This is a genomic window from Actinosynnema sp. NPDC059797, assembly GCF_042732085.1.
GTDB lineage: Bacteria > Actinomycetota > Actinomycetes > Mycobacteriales > Pseudonocardiaceae > Actinosynnema.
Genome location: NZ_JBHWIE010000016.1, coordinates 48,834 through 65,487, shown reverse-complemented (window position 1 = coordinate 65,487; position 16,654 = coordinate 48,834). Strand labels below are relative to the sequence as shown.

Sequence of the window (16,654 nt, the reverse complement as noted above, 5' to 3'; positions counted from 1 at the left end):
GCATGGGCTGCGACGTCGCCCAGGGCTACCTCATCTCCCGACCCCTGTCCGAAGACCGCTTCGAAGCCTGGCTCCGAGCACGAACCGTGCAGGTCAGGGGCGCCCGCGATGAGACGGTGCTCACTCTGGTGCATTGATCGGGCCCCCCGATTTCACTCCTGCGGTGGGCTTGTTGTAGAGTTCTACTCGCTGCAAGAGAGCAAGCCCCTTTAGCTCAGTCGGCAGAGCGTCTCCATGGTAAGGAGAAGGTCTACGGTTCGATTCCGTAAAGGGGCTCCATATGACGCGGCCGTAGTGCGCGAGCGCTGCGGCTCGCAGTCATGTGAAGCGGTGTAGCTCAGTCGGTAGAGCAAGCGGCTCATAATCGCTGTGTCGCCGGTTCAAGTCCGGCCACCGCTACTCAACACGAAGATCCCCGCCAGGCGGTAAGCCCGCACTGGGCTCCCGGGGTTGGTGAGCTCTAGAAAGGCAAGGCCGTGGCTGCAACCGACGTACGCCCGAAGATCACCCTCGCGTGCGAGGAGTGCAAGCACCGGAACTACATCACCAGGAAGAACCGGCGCAACGACCCGGACCGCCTGGAGATCAAGAAGTTCTGCCCGAACTGCAAGACCCACCGGCCGCACAAGGAAACCCGCTGAGCCGGTAGCCAGGACCTCCGACGAGGCCCGTCCCCTTCACCGGGGGCGGGCCTCGTCGCGTATAACCTCAGCGCGTGCCTCTCGACCAGTCCTTCATCGGACGTTCCTACCCGCCGTCGCCCCCGTACGAGGTCGGGCGCGAGAAGATCCGCGAGTTCGCCGAGGCGATCGGGGACGACAACCCCGCCTACCGCGACCCGGAGGCCGCGCGGGCGCTCGGCCACGAGGACGTGATCGCGCCGCCCACGTTCGCGGTCGTGCTGTCGCTCAAGATCAACGACGTGCTCGTCGACGACCCCGCGCTGGGCCTCGACTACAGCCGGGTGGTGCACGGCGACCAGTCGTTCGTCCACCACCGCCCGATCACCGCCGGGGACCGCCTGTCGGTCGTGCTGCACGTCGACAACATCACGTCCCGGATGGGCAACGACATGCTGGCGCTGCGCGCCGAGATCACCGACGAGGACGGCGAGCCGGTGACCACCGCCAAGTCGACGCTGGTGGTCCGGGGGGAGGACGCGTGATCAGGGCATCCGAGGTCTCGGTCGGGGACGAGCTGCCGCCGCTGTCGGTGCGGGTCACCCGCGCCGACCTGGTCCGCTACGCGGGCGCGTCGGGCGACTTCAACCCGATCCACTGGAACGAGCGCTTCGCCCGCGAGGTCGGGCTGCCCGGCGTGATCGCCCACGGCATGCTGACCATGGGCCTCGCCGGCCGGGTCGTCACCGACTGGGCCGGCGACCCCGGCGCCGTCGTGGAGTGCGGCGTGCGGTTCGGGCGGCCCGTCCCGGTGCCCGACGACGGCGAGGGCGCGCTGGTGGAGGTGACCGCCAAGGTGGCCAAGGTCCTCGACGACGGGACTTTCAAGGTCGCCGTGACGGCCTCGTACGAGGGCAAGTCCGTGCTCGGCGGCGCGTTCGCCCGCGTGCGGCTGCCCTAGCCGCCCTCAGAAGCCGCCGCACAGGGCGCTGGTGTGCGCGCCGGTGGCCGTGGCCGAGCGCTGCTCCACGCCGTCCACGGCCACCTGGCACGCCACGTCGCCGCCGGCGGGGCCGATGGTGACGGTCAGCACGCGGTGCTCGACCTCGGCGGGCACGGTCAGCTCCTCGTGCCAGGGGAACGAGGTCAGCTCCTCCCGGCGCGTCCCGCCGTCCTCCACCGTGTAGGTGACGGTGGCCCGCTCCGCGTTCCCGGTGACGTCGTAGACGACCCGGACCGGCGGTCCGGGCGCCGCCGCCCGGACCGCGAGCACGACGGCGCCCGCCACGAGCACCGCGCAGCCGGCGAGCACGAACCACCTGGCGACCCGGGGCTCGGGCGGGTCGGTCTCCGTCATGTGCTGGGCTCCTCGGGTGAAGGCCGCTGGGACTGAATAGACCATCGGTGTGATTCAACCGACGGTTACAGGTTTCACCCGGAGGAGCTACGCAGCGTCAGAAGTTCGAACAGCTCGCCATCGCGAAGGGCCCACTGGCGGTGGCGGACTTCTTCTCCACGCCGTCCACCGTGATCCGGCAGGTGACCGTGCCGCCCTCGGTGCCCGTCGTGGCGCTCAGCGTGCCGCCGCTGAACAGGCCCTTGACGGTCAGCTCCTTGGTCCAGGGCAGGGTGGTGGCCTCCTCCTGGTTCATGGCGCTGCCGCCGTCGCTGTAGGTGGAGTAGGTGATGCTCGCGGAGGGCGTGTCGCCGGTGATCTCGTAGACGAGCACGACCTCCTTGTTCGCCTGCGCGTCCAGGTCGTCGAGGGCGGTCGAGACGTCCGAGGCGGCCTTGGTGAACACCGCGGCCCACAGGACGCAGACCACGAGCCCGATGGCGGATAACGCCACGCCGGCGATCGCCAAGCCCTTGTTGGTGGCCCGGCCGCGGTCGGCCCGCGCCCAGCCGACGAGCCCCAGCACGAGGCCGAGGATCACCAGGGGCCACGCGACCACGCCGATGACGGGCAGGAAGCTGAACAGCAGGCCGACGAGGCCGAGCACGAAGCCCGCGGTGCCCAGGCCGTTCTGCGGCGGGGGCGGGGGGACGGGCGGCTGGTGCCGGGTCTGCGGCGGCTGCGGGTAGGTCATTCGGATCTCCTCGGACGGGACCGCTCGCGAGCGGCGAGCGTGCTGCCCGGACCATCGGGGCGATCCACATTCCGGTTACCCAACGTCACCAAAACGTGTCCAAACAAGCGAAAAGCGCCCCCGAAAGGGCGCTTTTCATGACGGACAGTCGCTTTTTACTCGGTCACCTCGGCCAGGAGTTCGCCCATACGGGTGACGCCGGTCTTCAGGTCGTCGTCGCCCAGCGCGTAGGACAGGCGCAGGTAGCCGGGCGTGCCGAACGCCTCGCCGGGCACCACGGCCACCTCGGCGTGCTCCAGGATCAGCGCCGCCAGCTGCACCGTGTCGGTGATCTCCACGCCGCGCAGCCGCTTGCCGATCAGCGCCTTCACCGAGGGGTAGACGTAGAACGCGCCCTTCGGGGTCGGGCACTCCACGCCGGGGATGGCCGACAGCAGGTCCACGATCGCGCGCCGCCGGCGGTCGAACGCCGTGCGCATCTCGTGCGCCGCGTCCAGCGAGCCCGAGACCGCCTCCAGGGCCGCGCGCTGTGAGACGTTGGCCACGTTGGAGGTCAGGTGCGACTGGAGGTTCGCGGCGGCCTTCACCACGTCCTGCGGGCCGATCAGCCAGCCCACGCGCCAGCCGGTCATCGCGTACGTCTTCGCCACGCCGTTGAGCACGATCGTCCGGTCCGCCATCGCGGGCACGGCCACCGGCAGCGACACCGACTCCGCGCCGTCGTAGACCAGGTGCTCGTAGATCTCGTCGGTGATGACCCACAGGCCGTGCTCCAGCGCCCACTCGCCGATCGCGGTGATCTGCTCGCGGCTGTAGACCGAGCCGGTCGGGTTCGACGGGGAGCACAGCAGCAGCACCTTGGTGCGCGGCGTGCGCGCCGCCTCCAGCTGCTCGACGGTGACCAGGTAGTCGGTCGACTCGTCCGCCGTCACCTGCACCGGCGCGCCGCCCGCCAGCGTGATCGCCTCGGGGTAGGTGGTCCAGTACGGCGCGGGCAGCAGCACCTCGTCGCCCGGGTCCAGGATCGTCGCGAACGCCTGGTAGACGGCCTGCTTGCCGCCGTTGGTGATCAGCACCTGGGAGGCCGGGACCTCGTAGCCCGAGTCGCGCTTGGTCTTCGCGGCTACGGCTTCCCGCAGCTCCGGCAGGCCGGCGGCGGGGGTGTAGCGGTGGTTGCGCGGGTCGGCGCACGCGGCTTGGGCGGCGGCGACGATGGCCTCGGGGGTCGGGAAGTCCGGCTCGCCCGCGCCGAAGCCGATCACCGGTCGACCGGCCGCCTTGAGCGCCTTCGCCTTGGCGTCGACCGCCAGCGTGGCGGACTCGGCGATGCCGCCGACGCGCTTGGAGACGCGCGGGTGCTCGGAGGGGTGGTTCTCGGTGGTCGTCTCAGGCGTGCCCATGGCGCCAATCGTGGCAGACGGCACAACGGCGCGGGCCTCGGCACCCCCTCTGACCGGGCCAGTTGGTAACCGGGTCGCCTGGTGCCGTATGCTTCCGTTCTCGGAGCGACCGAGCGCTGCCTCACGAGCCACGTGAGGGCGGTGCGGGACGTCTCCGGCCAGGGGGTTCCAACGGTGGGACTCCGAAGGGGTGTAGCTCAACTGGCAGAGCAGCGGTCTCCAAAACCGCAGGTTGCAGGTTCAAGTCCTGTCGCCCCTGCGTCGAAGCGCGATGGTGAGCGGAGGACGGCATGAGCGAGGGCCGCGAGCAGGACCAGCCGGACGAGCGCGAGAGCGCGTCCCGGCCGGTTACCGCCGCAGCGCGGCGCGAGCGCCGTGGCTCCGCCCGCCCGGCGGGCCGCAAGGACGCCGCGGTCCCGGCGAAGAAGTCGGCCGAGGCCGACTCGGACGCCGAGGGCGGCAAGGGTCGCCCCACGCGCTCGCGGACGGACCAGGAGAAGCGGCCCAACATCTTCGCCCGGATCGTCCGGTACATCCGTGAGGTGGTCAGCGAGCTGCGGAAGGTCATCTGGCCGACCCGCAAGCAGATGATCACCTACACCGGGGTCGTGTTGGTCTTCGTGGCCTTCATGGTGGCGTTGGTCTTCGGCCTTGATTCGGCCTTCGCCTGGGGCATGTTCCGGGTGTTCGGCTGAGCCGAGCGCCGCACCGCCCCCGGTGGGGCGGCGGACATGTGATGCATGAGAGGAAGCGGGACCCACAGTGACCTCCGAGAACGGCGTTGACGCCCAGGAGCACAACGACCTGACCGACGAGCAGGACCTCGACGGTGGCGTCGAGGCGGGCGAGGCGTCGGAGGACACCGAGGAGTCCGCTGCGGAGCCCGCTGCCGACGAGGTGGCCGCCGACGAGGCGCTCCCCGACGACGAGGCCCCCGCCGCTCCGGTCGGCGACATCCACGACGAGCCCGCCGACCCGGCGGCCGAGATGCGCGAGGCCCTGCGCCACGCGCCCGGCGAGTGGTACGTCGTGCACTCGTACGCGGGCTACGAGAACAAGGTCAAGACCAACCTCGAGACGCGCATCCAGACGCTCGACATGGAGGACTACATCTTCCAGGTCGAGGTGCCGACCGAGGAAGTCACCGAGATCAAGAACGGCCAGCGCAAGCAGGTGCAGCGCAAGGTGCTGCCCGGCTACATCCTGGTCCGGATGGAGCTCAACGACGCCTCGTGGAGCGCGGTGCGCAACACGCCGGGCGTGACGGGTTTCGTCGGCGCGACGTCGAAGCCGTCGCCGCTGACCATCGACGAGGTGCTGAAGTTCCTGCTGCCCCAGGTCGAGCAGAAGCCCGCCGCGGGCAAGAAGGCCGCCGCGACCCCCGCGAAGTCGACCGTCGAGGTGGACTTCGAGGTCGGCGAGTCGGTCACCGTCATGGACGGCCCGTTCGCCACGCTGCCCGCGACGATCAGCGAGGTCAACGCGGACGGCCAGAAGCTGAAGGTCCTGGTGTCGATCTTCGGCCGCGAGACCCCGGTCGAGCTGTCGTTCAGCCAGGTCTCCAAGATCTAGCCGGAACAACGAGATCTCCGACTCCCGCGCCGCGCGCGGGGACGTCGGCAGCCACGTCGCGGCTGGCAGGGCCGCGCGTGGACACCGCAATGAAGGAACCGAGATGCCTCCCAAGAAGAAGAAGCTCGCAGCGATCATCAAGCTGCAGATCAAGGCCGGTGCCGCGAACCCGGCGCCGCCGGTCGGCCCCGCGCTGGGCCAGCACGGCGTCAACATCATGGAGTTCTGCAAGCAGTACAACGCCGCGACCGAGTCGCAGCGGGGCACTGTCGTGCCGGTCGAGATCTCCGTGTACGAAGACCGCTCGTTCGACTTCAAGCTCAAGACCCCGCCGGCCGCGAAGCTGCTGCTCAAGGCCGCCGGTGTGGAGAAGGGCTCGGGCGAGCCGCACCGCAACAAGGTCGCGAAGGTGACCATGGACCAGGTGCGCGAGATCGCCCAGACCAAGATGGTCGACCTGAACGCCAACGACGTGGACCAGGCCGCGAAGATCATCGCCGGCACCGCCCGCTCCATGGGCATCACGGTCGAGGGCTGAGACCACCCCGTCAGTAGTTCGTGGGAGAGCCACGCGCTGGCTCGGCACCACAACTGATCCACTTAAGGACAGCAGCATGAAGCGCAGCAAGGCGTACAAGAACGCCGCCGAGCTGGTGGACCGGGAGCGGCTGTACTCGCCGCTGGAGGCCGCCAAGCTCGCCAAGGAGACTTCCAAGGTCAAGCTGGACGCGACCGTCGAGGTCGCCATCCGGCTCGGCGTCGACCCCCGCAAGGCCGACCAGATGGTCCGCGGCACCGTGAACCTGCCGCACGGTACGGGCAAGACCGCCCGCGTGATCGTCTTCGCGACCGGCGACAAGGCCGCCGAGGCCGAGGCCGCCGGCGCCGACGCGGTCGGCTCCGAGGACCTGATCGAGCGCATCCAGGGCGGTTGGCTCGACTTCGACGCCGCGATCGCGACCCCCGACCAGATGGCGAAGGTCGGTCGCATCGCCCGCATCCTGGGTCCGCGCGGCCTGATGCCGAACCCGAAGACCGGCACGGTGACGCCCGACGTCAGCAAGGCCGTGACGGACATCAAGGGCGGCAAGATCAACTTCCGCGTCGACAAGCAGGCCAACCTGCACCTCGTCATCGGCAAGGTGTCGTTCGACCCGGAGAAGCTGGTCGAGAACTACGCCGCCGCGCTGGACGAGATCCTGCGCGCCAAGCCGTCCGCGGCGAAGGGCCGGTACCTGAAGAAGGTCACCGTCTCGACGACGATGGGCCCCGGCATCCCGGTCGACCCGAACCGGACCCGGAACCTGCTCAGCGACGAAGCCTCGGTCTGACCCGGCTGTCGTGACGGCGCCCCCTCGGCCTGGCCGAGGGGGCGCTCGCCGTTCCGGGGGGCGGCGTCTCAGGGGCAGGTGGTCTCGGCCTCGTAGCCGGTGATCACCCAGCTCTTGCTCGGCTGCGCGGTGAGCGTGAACCGGCCGAGCCGCGGGCCGTCGCGCACGGTCAGCTCGCACGAGCTGACCTCGACCTCGCCGCCGGGCGGCGTGCCGCGCATGGTGGCGGGGAAGCCGAGCTGGCGGTAGTTCGACACGTTGACGACCTGGGGCTTCAGCTTCGCCACCGCGGCGGCGCAATCGCTTGCCCCGAACGCCTCGGCGAACGCCTGCCGCGGCCCGTCCTCCTTGAACAGGCGGCACGCCTCGCCCGCGTCGCCGGTGCCGACGTGCTTGTAGAACAGGGCGACCGTGCCGCCGATGCCGTACGGGGTCTGCGGCGCCAGGACGTTGTTCTCCACGCCGCCGCTGTCCACGGCGATGTCGCCGGGGTCGTCGCCGCCGAAGTACTGCTCGTAGAAGTAGTTGGCGACCAGCAGGGCGACCACCAGGTACACCAGGCGCCGGAACAGCTTGCTGCCCAGCAGCACCTGCCACAGCGGCTTCTTCGGCCGCTGCGGCGGCGGGGCCGCCGGTGGGCCGAACGGGTGCGGCGGGGTCGGCGGCGCGGGGCTGCCCGGCGGCAGGGCGGGCGTGCCCTGGGCCTGCTGGAAGCGCTGGAACTCCTGGAACCGCTGGAACTCCTGGAACTGCCGGAGCTGTTCCGGGTCGACGTCCGGTGGCGGCGGGTTCCTCGGGGGCTCTTCGGTCACGGGTCACATCATGCCGATTTGGAACGCCGGGGACACGTCCCGTACGCTGGACGACGGTTCACCGAAGACCGCTGGTCATCCGGGTTCGCCCGGATCGAAGGTCCCGCTCGCCGGGCGACCCGCGCAGGAGAACGAGGAAGTCTCAGGCCGTTCCGGCCTGTCACGCCCCCGTGCTGCTGCGCGTGGGCGTTTCGCTTTTTTCGCGGGTCCTTCTCCTGGCCGGTGGTCACCCCAGCCCAGAGAGGAGGCGATCATGGCGAAGCCCACCAAGGTTTCGGCCGTCGCCGAGCTGTCGGACAAGTTCCGCGGTAGCTCGGCCGCCGTCGTCACCGAGTACCGTGGCCTCTCCATGGCGCAGCTCACCACGCTGCGTCGCGCTCTCGGCGCGGGCACCACGTACACCGTTGCGAAGAACACGCTGGTCAAGCGTGCCGCTGAGGACGCGGGCGTCGAGGGCCTGGAGGCCCTGCTCGTCGGTCCGACCGCCATCGCGTTCGTCGAGGGCGAGCCGGTCGACGCGGCCAAGGCGCTGCGTGACTTCGCGAAGGACAACAAGGCCCTGGTCATCAAGGGCGGCTACATGGATGGCCGTCCCCTCTCGGTCGACGAGGTCACCGCGATCGCGGACCTCGACAGCCGTGAGGTGCTGCTCGCCAAGCTGGCGGGCGCGATGAAGGGCAACCTGGCCAAGGCCGCGGGTCTGTTCAACGCCCCGGCTTCCCAGGTGGCTCGCCTGGCTGCTGCCCTCCAGGAGAAGAAGTCCGCGGAGGCCCCCGCCTCCGACGCGGCCGACGCTCCGGCCGAAAGCTGATCAACCCCAGAAACTCCGCGTCCCGGCCGCAGTTCGGGCGTTGAAAGAGAAAGGACCGCCACCATGGCGAAGCTCAGCACCGAAGAGCTGCTCGACGCGTTCAAGGAGATGACCCTCCTGGAGCTCTCGGCCTTCGTGAAGGAGTTCGAGACCACCTTCGAGGTCACCGCCGCCGCTCCGGTCGCCGTTGCCGCCGCCGGCCCCGCCGCCGCCGCTGCCCCGGCCGAGGACGAGAAGGACGAGTTCACCGTCGTCCTCGAGGGCGCCGGCGACAAGAAGATCCAGGTCATCAAGGTCGTCCGCGAGGTCGTCTCGGGCCTGGGCCTGAAGGAGGCCAAGGAGCTGGTCGAGTCCGCTCCGAAGCCGCTGCTGGAGAACGTGGCGAAGGACGTCGCCGACGCCGCCAAGGAGAAGCTCGAGGCCGCCGGCGCCAAGATCTCGCTCAAGTGATCTGAGGTTGGCCGACCTGCTCCCGGGCAGGCCCGTCAACCGCCGACGAGGGCGGGCACCCGGTTCGGGTGCCCGCCCTCGTGCTGTTCCGGGGTCGTGCGCGGAGCGCCGGCGGGGGTGGAAAAATCTGCCTACTCGTGGGTAGGGTCGTGCCGGTGGTGGACGTCACGTCGTTACCCAGTTGAGACTCCGTTAACCCAACTGGCGAGTAACCACGGCGCGGCGACTTCGTTGCACCGGTATGACGCCGGCCTGCCCGGCGTCGGCGCTGGTGCCGTTGGAGCGGGAGGTGCGATGGGCGTCGAGGTGGTCGTCGAGGGCCTGACCAAGTCCTTCGGCAAGCAGACCATCTGGCGGGACGTCACGCTCACCCTCCCGCCGGGTGAGGTCAGCGTCATGCTGGGGCCCTCCGGGACCGGCAAGTCGGTGTTCCTGAAGTCGCTGGTCGGCCTGCTCAAGCCCGAGCGCGGCAAGATCGTCATCAACGGCACCGACCTGGTGCGCTGCTCCGAGCACAAGCTCTACGACATCCGGAAGCTGTTCGGCGTCCTGTTCCAGGACGGCGCGCTGTTCGGCTCGATGAACCTCTTCGACAACGTCGCGTTCCCGCTGCGCGAGCACACCCGCAAGACCGAGGCCGAGGTCCGGCGGATCGTCCTGGAGAAGATGGAGATGGTCGGCCTCGTCGGCGCGGAGAAGAAGCTCCCCGGCGAGATCTCCGGCGGCATGCGCAAGCGCGCCGGCCTGGCCCGCGCGCTCGTGCTCGACCCCGAGATCATCCTGTGCGACGAGCCCGACTCGGGCCTCGACCCGGTCCGCACGGCCTACCTGAGCCAACTGCTGATCGACCTGAACGCGCAGATCGACGCGACCATCCTGATCGTCACGCACAACATCACGCTGGCCCGCACGGTCCCGGACAACCTGGGCATGCTGTTCCGCCGCGAGCTGGTCATGTTCGGTCCTCGCGAGGTGCTGCTGACCAGCGACGAGCCGGTCGTCGAGCAGTTCCTCAACGGCCGCCGCCTCGGGCCGATCGGCATGTCGGAGGAGAAGGACCAGGCCACCATGGCCGCCGAGCTGGCGCACAAGCAGGCGGGCCACTCGGACGGCTCGCCCGACGAGGACGTGCGCGGCGTGGTGCCCCAGCTCGAACCGACGCCCGGCCTGCCGCCGCGCGGCGCGGTGCGCCGCCGCAAGGACCGGGTGATGAGCATCCTGCACACGCTGCCGCCCGACGCGCAGCAGGGCATCATCGAGAGCCTCACCCCCGACGAGCGCCGCCACTACGGCGTGATGGCGGGCAGCGCGGCGCCCACCGCCCCCGTCGCCCCGCCGACCGCGCCGCTGACGCCCAGCCCGTGGCCCCGGCACGGGGGCGTGCTGTGAGCGCGCAGGCCACGTTCCCCGGCGCCGGCGCGCTGCGCGAGACGGGCCGGATGTTCGCGCTGGGCATCGACGTGGTCCGCAACACCTTCCGCCGCCCGTTCCAGCTGCGCGAGTTCATCCAGCAGTGCTGGTTCGTGGTGAGCGTGACCGTGCTGCCGACGGCCCTGGTGTCCATCCCGTTCGGCGCGGTCATCGCCCTCCAGCTCGGCTCGCTGACCCGCCAGCTCGGCGCCCAGTCGTTCACCGGCGCGGCGAGCGTGCTGGCGATCATCCAGCAGGCCAGCCCGATCGTGACCGCGCTGCTCATCGCGGGCGCGGGCGGCTCGGCGATCTGCGCGGACCTCGGCTCGCGCAAGATCCGCGAGGAGATCGACGCCATGGAGGTGCTGGGCGTCTCGCCCATCCACCGCCTGGTCGTGCCGCGGGTGCTGGCCGCGATGCTGGTCAGCGTGCTGCTCAACGGCATGGTCAGCGTGGTCGGCGTGATGGGCGGCTACTTCTTCAACGTCGTGCTCCAGGACGGCACGCCCGGCGCGTACCTGGCGAGCTTCAGCGCCCTGGCCCAGCTCCCGGACCTGTGGATCTCCGAGATCAAGGCGCTCATCTTCGGCTTCATCGCGGGCATCGTGGCCGCCTACCGGGGCCTCAACCCGGCGGGCGGGCCCAAGGGCGTCGGCGACGCGGTCAACCAGGCCGTGGTCATCACGTTCCTGCTGCTGTTCTTCGTGAACTTCGTGCTGACCACGATCTACCTCCAGGTCGTCCCGGCGAAGGGGAGCTGAGGTGGCCACGCTCAACGACCGGTTCCGCAAGGCGGCCGGCGCACCGCTCTCGGTGCTCGACACCCTCGGCGACCAGCTGTGGTTCTACCTGCGCGCGCTGGCCTGGACGCCGCGCACCCTGACCCGGTACCTGCGCGAGACGCTGCGCCTGCTCGCCGAGGTGAGCTTCGGCTCGGGCGCGCTGGCCGTCATCGGCGGCACGATCGGCGTCATGGTCGGCCTGTCGGTGTTCACCGGCACGGTCGTCGGCCTCCAGGGCTTCACCGCGCTCAACCAGATCGGCACGTCCGCGTTCGCGGGCTTCGTGTCCGCCTACTTCAACACCCGCGAGATCGCGCCGCTGGTGGCGGGCCTCGCGCTGTCCGCGACCGTGGGCTCGGGCTTCACCGCCCAGCTCGGCGCGATGCGGATCTCCGAGGAGATCGACGCGCTGGAGGTCATGGGCATCCCCAGCCTGCCCTACCTGGTCACCACCCGGATCATCGCGGGCTTCATCGCGATCATCCCGCTGTACGTGATCGGCCTGCTGACCTCGTACCTCGCGGCGAGGTTCATCACCGTGGAGTTCTACGGCCAGTCGGCGGGCACCTACGACCACTACTTCAACCTGTTCCTACCCCCGGTGGACGTGCTCTGGTCCTTCGGCAAGGTGCTCGTCTTCGCCGTCGTGATCATCCTGACCCACTGCTACTACGGCTACCGCGCCAGCGGCGGCCCGGCGGGCGTGGGCGTCGCGGTCGGCCGGGCGGTGCGCACCGCGATCGTCACGACGAGCCTGCTGGACTTCTTCCTCAGCCTGGCGATCTGGGGCACGACCACTACGGTGAGGATCGCTGGATGATCAAACGTCGTTCCCTGGGCGTCGTGTTCCTCACCGTGATCGCCCTGTTCCTCGCCTTCACGGTCGCCCTCTACAACGACGCGTTCACCGAGGTCGTGCGGGTGACGCTGAAGACCGACCGGGTCGGCAACCAGCTCCTGGTCGACTCGGACGTCAAGGTCCGCGGCATGGTCGTCGGCAAGGTCGACGCCATCCGCACCGCGGGCGACGGCGCCGAGCTGGACCTGGCGCTCGACCCCGACCAGGTGCGCCACATCCCGGCCAACGTCTCCGCCCGCCTGCTGCCCAAGACGCTGTTCGGCGAGCGGTACGTGAACCTGGTGCTCCCGGAGCGCGGGCAGGCGCCGCTGGACGAGGGCGACGTGATCGAGCAGGACCGGTCCAGCGGCGCCGTCGAGCTGGAGCGCGTGCTGCACGACCTGATGCCGGTGCTCCAGGCCGTGCAGCCGGAGAAGCTGTCCACCACGCTCACCGCGGTGTCGCAGGCCCTGGAGAACCGGGGCGAGCCGCTGGGGGAGACGCTGGTCCAGCTCGACGCCTACCTGGGCGAGCTGAACCCGCAGCTGCCCGCGCTCAAGGAGGGCATCAGCCGCCTGGCCGACGTGTCGGAGGTCTACGCCGACGCCGCGCCCGACCTGGTCCAGGCCCTCGACGACGCCACCGTCACCAGCCGCACCCTCGTCGAGCAGCGCGAGGACCTGCTCACCGTGTACGGCTCGCTGACCACCACGTCCACCGACCTGACGAGCTTCCTCGCGGTGAACCGGAACAACCTGATCCAGCTCTCGGAGGTGTCGCGGCCGACGCTGGAGCTGCTGGCCAAGTACGCGCCCGAGTACCCGTGCCTGCTCAAGGGGCTGTCCGAGTTCAAGCCGATCATGGACCAGGTGTTCGGCAAGGGCACGGACGAGCCCGGCCTGCACATCACCCTGGAGATCACCGCCCACCGCGGCAAGTACGAGCCGGGCAAGGACGAGCCGGAGTACGCCGACAAGCGCGGCCCGCGCTGCTACGACCTCGTGCCGCGGCCCGACCCGTTCCCGCAGTACCCGCCGGAGGGCGCGGTCCGGGACGGCTCCACGCACCCGCCGGCCGCCCGGGTCGCCAACGACGGCGTGCTGCCGCCCGCGACCGGCGTCGGCGGCATCACCTCGCCGTCGTCGGCCGCGGGCCTGCCGACGCTCGCCAACTCGCCCGCCGAGCAGGACTTCCTGGCCGGCCTGCTGGCGCCGGAGTTCGGGCTGGAGCCCGACCAGATGCCCAGCTTCACCGCGCTGCTGCTCGGCCCGCTGTACCGGGGCGCGGAGGTGACCGCGTGAGGTCGCTGGCCGCACCCCTGGTCAAGCTCGGGATCTTCGCCACGGTCACCGTCCTGGCGACGGCCCTGCTCGCGGTGACCATCGCCAACGTCAGCTTCAACGGCGCCACCACCTACACCGCCCGGTTCACCGACGTGACCGCGCTCAACGAGGGCGACGACGTCCGGATCGCGGGCGTGCGGGTCGGCCAGGTGGAGGAGGTCCGGGTGGTGGACCGGCGGGTGGCCGAGGTCGAGTTCTCCCTGGAGGGCGACCGCACCCTGCCCGCCTCGGTGACCGCCACCATCAAGTACCGCAACCTCGTCGGCCAGCGGTACGTCGCGCTGGAGGCGGGCGCGGGCGACCCGTCGCCGCTGCGGCCCGACGACGTGATCCCGCTGGAGCGCACCCGGCCCGCGCTGGACCTGACCGTGCTGTTCAACGGCTTCAAGCCGCTGTTCCAGGCGCTGAACCCGGAGGACGTCAACCAGTTGTCCGAGGAGATCGTCAAGGTCCTCCAGGGCGAGGGCGGCACGATCGACAGCCTGCTGCGCCACACCGCGTCGCTGACGACCGCGCTGGCGAGCCGCGACCAGGTCATCGGCGAGGTGGTCGACAACCTCAACGCCGTGCTGGACACCGTGAACGGGCGGACCGACCAGGTGTCCGAGCTGGTCACCACGCTCCAGGAGCTGACCTCGGGCCTCGCGGGCGACCGGCAGCCGATCGGCGAGGCGATCAGCGCGCTGGGCGACCTCACCGACACCACCGCGGGCCTGCTGGAGGAGTCCAGGCAGCCGCTGAAGGACGACATCGCCAACCTGGGCCTGGTGTCGCAGACGCTCGCCGACCACGAGGCGGTCGTGGAGGGCGTGATCAAGAACCTGCCGACCAAGCTGGAGTCGCTGGCCCGGACCGCGTCCTACGGCTCCTGGTTCAACTTCTTCCTGTGCGAGGGCACCGGGCAGGTGGCCGTGCCGCCGATCATCAACGACCCGATCCCCATCACCGCCCTGCCGGTCACGCAGCCGAGGTGCCGCCCGTGAAGCCAGAACGGAACCCCATCACGGTCGGCGTCGTGTCCCTGACCGTCATCGCGCTGCTGGTGCTGGCCGCGCTCAACTCCGAGGACCTGCCGATCGTCGGCGGCGGCACCACCTACTCGGCCGAGTTCACCGAGGCCGCGGGCCTGGTCGAGTCGAACGAGGTGCGCGTGGCGGGCGTCAAGGTCGGCAAGGTGACCGAGGTCGAGCTGGACGGCGACCGGGTGCGCGTGTCGTTCCGGGTCAAGGACGCCTGGGTCGGCGACCGCACCACCGCGACCATCCGCATCAAGACGCTGCTCGGCCAGAAGTTCCTGGCCCTGGACCCGCAGGGCGAGCGGCCGCTGGACCCGCGCACGCCCATCCCGCGCGAGCGCACGCTGTCCCCGTACGACGTGCAGGAGGCGTTCAACGGGCTGGCGACCACGGTCGGCCAGATCGACACCGGGCAGCTCGCGGACAGCTTCCGGGTGCTGTCGGAGACCCTCCAGGGCTCGGCCGACAGCGTCCGCGGCGCGCTGGACGGCCTGTCGGCCCTGTCGAAGACGATCTCCTCCCGCGACGAGCAGCTGGCGCGGCTGCTGGCCAACACCAACCAGGTCACCAAGACCCTGTCCGACCGCAACGAGCAGTTCGAGCGGCTGCTCGCGGACGGCAACCTGCTGCTGGAGGAGCTGCGCAAGCGGCGGGACGCGATCACCGCGCTGCTGCGCGGCACCCGCGAGCTGTCCCGGGAGCTGAGCGGGCTGGTCTCGGACAACCAGGCGCAGCTGCGGCCCGCGCTGGAGCAGCTCGACCGGGTGACCACCGTGCTGCAGCGCAACCAGGACGCGCTGGAGCGCAGCCTGAACCTGCTCGCGCCGTTCTACCGGGTGTTCGCCAACACCCTCGGCAACGGCCGCTGGTTCGACGTCTACATCTGCGGCCTGCTGCCGCCGTCGGTGAACCTCGGCGTGATCGGCTTCAACGAGGAGGGCTGCCTCCCGCCCGGTGCGCAGCGCTCACCCGCACCAGGGGGTGGGAACTAGATGGCGACGACGAAGGCGGGCCGCGGCCTGACCCGCGCGCTGGCCATGGCGTGCGTGCTCGTGGTGGTGGCGGCCGCGGCGCTGTGGTGGGCGTTCGCCGGCGGCAACACCAGGAGGGTGACCGCGATCTTCGGCGCGGCCGTCGGCGTGTACCCCGGCTCGGACGTGCGGGTGCTCGGCGTGCGGATCGGCTCGATCGACGAGGTGGAGCCGCAGGGCACGACGGTGCGCGTCACCATGTCGCTCGACCGGTCGGTGGAGGTGCCCGCGGACGCCCAGGCGGTCGTGGTCGCGCCCAGCGTGGTCAGCGACCGGTACGTGCAGCTCGCGCCCGCCTACACCGGCGGGCCGACCCTGGGCGACGGGGTGACCATCCCGCGCGAGCGCACCGCCACCCCGGTCGAGCTGGACCAGCTCTACGAGAGCCTGAACGAGCTGACCACGGCGCTCGGCCCGAACGGGGCCAACCGGGACGGCGCGCTGTCCGATCTGCTCGACAGCGCCGCGGCCAACCTCGACGGCAACGGCCAGGCCCTCGGCGACACCGTGGAGCAGCTCGGCGACGCCGCCCGCACCCTCTCCGGCTCCCGGGACGACCTGTTCGCCACCGTCGACCAGCTCCAGAAGTTCACCGGGATGCTCGCCGCCAACGACAGCCAGGTGCGCGACGTCAACCGGCAGCTCGCCGAGGTCGCCGGGTTCCTCGCCGACGAGCGGGAGAACCTGGGCGCCGCGCTCTCCGAGCTGGCCGGCGCGCTCGGGCAGGTGCAGGGCTTCATCCAGGACAACCGGGCGGTGCTCAAGTCGAACGTCGACAAGCTGGCCGGCATCACCCAGGTGCTGGTGAACCAGCGGGCCGCGCTGGCCGAGACGCTGGACGTGGCGCCGCTGGCCCTGGGCAACCTCCAGAACACCTACAACGCGGCGTCCGGCACGCTCGACACCCGGGCCAACATCAACGAGCTGAACCAGCCGCCGATCGTGCTGGTCTGCAAGCTGGTCCAGGGCATCGAGCCGGGGCGCGTGCCCGGGGTGCTGGCGCAGGCGTGCCGGCAGCTGGAGCCGATCCTGTCCGGCCAGGTGGCGCTCAAGCCGCCCGCCGAGGTGCTGTCCGACCTGTCCCAGGGCAAGGTGCCGCTGCCCCTGCCGCTCGCGGGGGTGCCCCGATGAGGTCGGACGCGATGAGG

The 16,654-nt window shown here is 70.5% G+C and carries 20 protein-coding genes and 3 tRNA genes; 19 read left to right on the top strand and 4 right to left on the bottom strand.

The genetic code is table 11. From position 1 onward, the window contains the following. Nucleotides 1-203 precede the first annotated feature (203 nt). The 5 genes from ACFV4N_RS07860 to ACFV4N_RS07840 all read left to right on the top strand — a co-directional run bounded on the left by ACFV4N_RS07860 (nucleotide 204) and on the right by ACFV4N_RS07840 (nucleotide 1,581). A tRNA-Thr gene (locus ACFV4N_RS07860) sits at nucleotides 204-279 on the top strand. Nucleotides 280-326: 47 nt separating this feature from the next. Then, nucleotides 327-399, top strand: a tRNA-Met gene (locus ACFV4N_RS07855). A gap of 77 nt (nucleotides 400-476) precedes the next feature. Then, nucleotides 477-641, top strand: coding sequence for a 50S ribosomal protein L33 (gene rpmG, locus ACFV4N_RS07850; protein WP_121224826.1), 165 nt, complete (start codon nucleotides 477-479; stop codon nucleotides 639-641). A gap of 74 nt (nucleotides 642-715) precedes the next feature. Then, a complete protein-coding gene (locus ACFV4N_RS07845; RefSeq protein ID WP_499671713.1) occupies nucleotides 716-1,165 on the top strand; it encodes an FAS1-like dehydratase domain-containing protein in 450 nt (149 codons plus the stop codon). Further along, a complete protein-coding gene (locus tag ACFV4N_RS07840; protein WP_499671712.1) occupies nucleotides 1,162-1,581 on the top strand; it encodes a MaoC family dehydratase in 420 nt (139 codons plus the stop codon). The genes ACFV4N_RS07845 and ACFV4N_RS07840 overlap by 4 nt, the downstream gene beginning before the upstream one ends. Before the next feature lie 6 nt (nucleotides 1,582-1,587). Here ACFV4N_RS07840 and ACFV4N_RS07835 read toward each other — a convergent pair whose 3' ends face one another. From ACFV4N_RS07835 to ACFV4N_RS07825, 3 genes are all read right to left on the bottom strand, one after another. Further along, nucleotides 1,588-1,977 carry an MmpS family transport accessory protein gene (locus ACFV4N_RS07835; RefSeq protein WP_499671711.1) on the bottom strand — a complete coding sequence of 130 codons (390 nt, stop codon included), beginning with the start codon at nucleotides 1,975-1,977 and terminating at the stop codon, nucleotides 1,588-1,590. A gap of 97 nt (nucleotides 1,978-2,074) precedes the next feature. Then, nucleotides 2,075-2,710, bottom strand: a complete 636-nt coding sequence (locus ACFV4N_RS07830) for an MmpS family transport accessory protein (protein WP_499671710.1) — start codon at nucleotides 2,708-2,710, stop codon at nucleotides 2,075-2,077. Nucleotides 2,711-2,865: 155 nt separating this feature from the next. Beyond that, nucleotides 2,866-4,110, bottom strand: coding sequence for a pyridoxal phosphate-dependent aminotransferase (locus tag ACFV4N_RS07825; protein ID WP_499671709.1), 1,245 nt, complete (start codon nucleotides 4,108-4,110; stop codon nucleotides 2,866-2,868). Nucleotides 4,111-4,296: 186 nt separating this feature from the next. Between ACFV4N_RS07825 and ACFV4N_RS07820 the strand changes: the two genes are divergently transcribed. From ACFV4N_RS07820 to rplA, 5 genes are all read left to right on the top strand, one after another. Continuing rightward, nucleotides 4,297-4,369, top strand: a tRNA-Trp gene (locus ACFV4N_RS07820). 31 nt (nucleotides 4,370-4,400) lie between these two features. Beyond that, the gene (gene secE / locus ACFV4N_RS07815; protein WP_499671708.1) at nucleotides 4,401-4,805 is read left to right on the top strand and encodes a preprotein translocase subunit SecE; all 405 of its coding nucleotides are present in this window, start codon (nucleotides 4,401-4,403) and stop codon (nucleotides 4,803-4,805) included. Nucleotides 4,806-4,872: 67 nt separating this feature from the next. After that, on the top strand, nucleotides 4,873-5,682 hold the full coding sequence (nusG, locus tag ACFV4N_RS07810) for a transcription termination/antitermination protein NusG (protein WP_499671707.1): 810 nt from the start codon (nucleotides 4,873-4,875) through the stop codon (nucleotides 5,680-5,682). Nucleotides 5,683-5,785: 103 nt separating this feature from the next. Then, complete coding sequence (gene rplK, locus ACFV4N_RS07805; RefSeq protein WP_499671706.1) at nucleotides 5,786-6,220, top strand: 50S ribosomal protein L11; 435 nt, start codon at nucleotides 5,786-5,788, stop codon at nucleotides 6,218-6,220. Nucleotides 6,221-6,296: 76 nt separating this feature from the next. Further along, nucleotides 6,297-7,013 (top strand): 50S ribosomal protein L1, encoded by a 717-nt coding sequence (gene rplA, locus ACFV4N_RS07800; protein WP_499671705.1) that lies wholly within the window; start codon nucleotides 6,297-6,299, stop codon nucleotides 7,011-7,013. Nucleotides 7,014-7,081: 68 nt separating this feature from the next. Here rplA and ACFV4N_RS07795 read toward each other — a convergent pair whose 3' ends face one another. Next, nucleotides 7,082-7,825 (bottom strand): hypothetical protein, encoded by a 744-nt coding sequence (locus ACFV4N_RS07795; protein ID WP_499671704.1) that lies wholly within the window; start codon nucleotides 7,823-7,825, stop codon nucleotides 7,082-7,084. A gap of 253 nt (nucleotides 7,826-8,078) precedes the next feature. On the opposite strand from ACFV4N_RS07795, the gene rplJ reads away from it, so the two are divergent. The 9 genes from rplJ to ACFV4N_RS07750 all read left to right on the top strand — a co-directional run bounded on the left by rplJ (nucleotide 8,079) and on the right by ACFV4N_RS07750 (nucleotide 16,637). Continuing rightward, a complete protein-coding gene (gene rplJ / locus ACFV4N_RS07790) occupies nucleotides 8,079-8,636 on the top strand; it encodes a 50S ribosomal protein L10 (RefSeq protein ID WP_499671703.1) in 558 nt (185 codons plus the stop codon). Between the two features lie 63 nt (nucleotides 8,637-8,699). Then, on the top strand, nucleotides 8,700-9,086 hold the full coding sequence (gene rplL, locus ACFV4N_RS07785) for a 50S ribosomal protein L7/L12 (protein ID WP_499671702.1): 387 nt from the start codon (nucleotides 8,700-8,702) through the stop codon (nucleotides 9,084-9,086). Between the two features lie 294 nt (nucleotides 9,087-9,380). Then, nucleotides 9,381-10,475: an ABC transporter ATP-binding protein gene (locus ACFV4N_RS07780; RefSeq protein WP_499671701.1), complete on the top strand. Its 1,095-nt coding sequence runs from the start codon at nucleotides 9,381-9,383 to the stop codon at nucleotides 10,473-10,475. Nucleotides 10,476-10,525: 50 nt separating this feature from the next. After that, entirely contained in the window at nucleotides 10,526-11,257 is a 732-nt protein-coding gene (locus ACFV4N_RS07775) for an MlaE family ABC transporter permease (protein ID WP_344036389.1), read from the top strand. Nucleotide 11,258: 1 nt separating this feature from the next. After that, on the top strand, nucleotides 11,259-12,098 hold the full coding sequence (locus ACFV4N_RS07770) for an MlaE family ABC transporter permease (RefSeq protein WP_499671700.1): 840 nt from the start codon (nucleotides 11,259-11,261) through the stop codon (nucleotides 12,096-12,098). Continuing rightward, entirely contained in the window at nucleotides 12,095-13,417 is a 1,323-nt protein-coding gene (locus ACFV4N_RS07765; RefSeq protein ID WP_499671699.1) for an MCE family protein, read from the top strand. The genes ACFV4N_RS07770 and ACFV4N_RS07765 overlap by 4 nt, the downstream gene beginning before the upstream one ends. Further along, on the top strand, nucleotides 13,414-14,442 hold the full coding sequence (locus ACFV4N_RS07760; RefSeq protein WP_499671698.1) for an MCE family protein: 1,029 nt from the start codon (nucleotides 13,414-13,416) through the stop codon (nucleotides 14,440-14,442). Before ACFV4N_RS07765 ends, ACFV4N_RS07760 begins: the two co-directional genes overlap by 4 nt. Continuing rightward, nucleotides 14,439-15,467 carry an MCE family protein gene (locus tag ACFV4N_RS07755; RefSeq protein ID WP_499671697.1) on the top strand — a complete coding sequence of 343 codons (1,029 nt, stop codon included), beginning with the start codon at nucleotides 14,439-14,441 and terminating at the stop codon, nucleotides 15,465-15,467. Before ACFV4N_RS07760 ends, ACFV4N_RS07755 begins: the two co-directional genes overlap by 4 nt. After that, nucleotides 15,468-16,637, top strand: a complete 1,170-nt coding sequence (locus tag ACFV4N_RS07750; protein ID WP_499671696.1) for an MCE family protein — start codon at nucleotides 15,468-15,470, stop codon at nucleotides 16,635-16,637. Nucleotides 16,638-16,654: the final 17 nt, after the last annotated feature.